The organism is Moraxella sp., from assembly GCF_024227015.1.
Lineage (GTDB): Bacteria > Pseudomonadota > Gammaproteobacteria > Pseudomonadales > Moraxellaceae > Moraxella.
The window spans coordinates 1-891 of record NZ_JAAELD010000165.1 but is presented as its reverse complement, the minus strand read 5'-3'; the positions used below and the strand labels follow the sequence as shown (position 1 = coordinate 891).

The following is an 891-nucleotide window of genomic DNA, read 5'->3' as shown; positions in this document are numbered from 1 at the left end:
GTGACCTCTCCCACAGTAAGGCTTATTCCGTCGATACCAATAAAACCTTTATGTAATACATATTTCATTAAATCTTCATGTGGCATACGGAACCAGATTTGACGGTTATTTTCGGAAGCAATAATTTTCGAGACTTCCGCCGTACAAATAATATGCCCGGACATGAGATGCCCGCCGATTTCATCATCAAAACGTGCAGCGCGCTCCAAATTCATCTGCGAGCCTGGTTGTAAATCACCGAGATTAGTCAGTCGCAGCGTTTCTTTCACCAGATCAAAACTGACAAAATGACCGTTCACGCCGGTGACGGTCAGACAACAACCGTTATGTGACACAGAAGCGCCAAGCTCAAGGTCCTTAAGCATGTTCGCAGGCATTTGCACAACATGGGTACGAAAATTAGGTTTTTCATCGATGGACACCAACGTTCCTGTGCCCTGAACAATACCGGTAAACATAGCCTATGCCTCATTAATTTTTACGCAGTGAATCCTCTGCATACATTGCGTTTCTGTCTGCCAGTTTGCCGCAGATTTAATAGAAAGCCAAATCAATGAGGGCAAAAGAGCCGCCACTGGAAGCAGGACACCATGCAATTCACCGTTCACCGCTTTGATTGCTTAAAAAACCTGGCAATGTACAATATTTGCAGTATTTACAGCTATTTTAGCGTCACGCCTGCGTGACGCTTTTTTATTCAAAATAATTAAAGGGGTAGGCGTGCAGAAGTATCTTACAGAAGCGCGTGTGTTATTAGCTCTCGCGATCCCCGTCATACTGGCGCAAGTTGCGCAAACCTCAATGGGCGTGGTGGATACTATTATGGCTGGCGGCGTCAGTGCGACCGACATGGCCGCCGTCGCTGTCGGAACCTCGATTTGGTTACCCGCC

The 891-nt window shown here is 46.6% G+C and carries 2 protein-coding genes; one reads left to right on the top strand and one right to left on the bottom strand.

The window, feature by feature from the left end:
• The coding region (locus GY683_RS03880) for a riboflavin synthase subunit alpha (RefSeq protein WP_297287498.1) at positions 1–458 on the bottom strand (458 nt) is incomplete at its 3' end.
• Positions 459–720: 262 nt separating this feature from the next.
• Here GY683_RS03880 and GY683_RS03875 point away from each other — a divergent pair.
• Positions 721–891 (top strand): MATE family efflux transporter (locus GY683_RS03875; protein WP_297287499.1); only part of this gene is annotated, 171 nt, incomplete at its 3' end.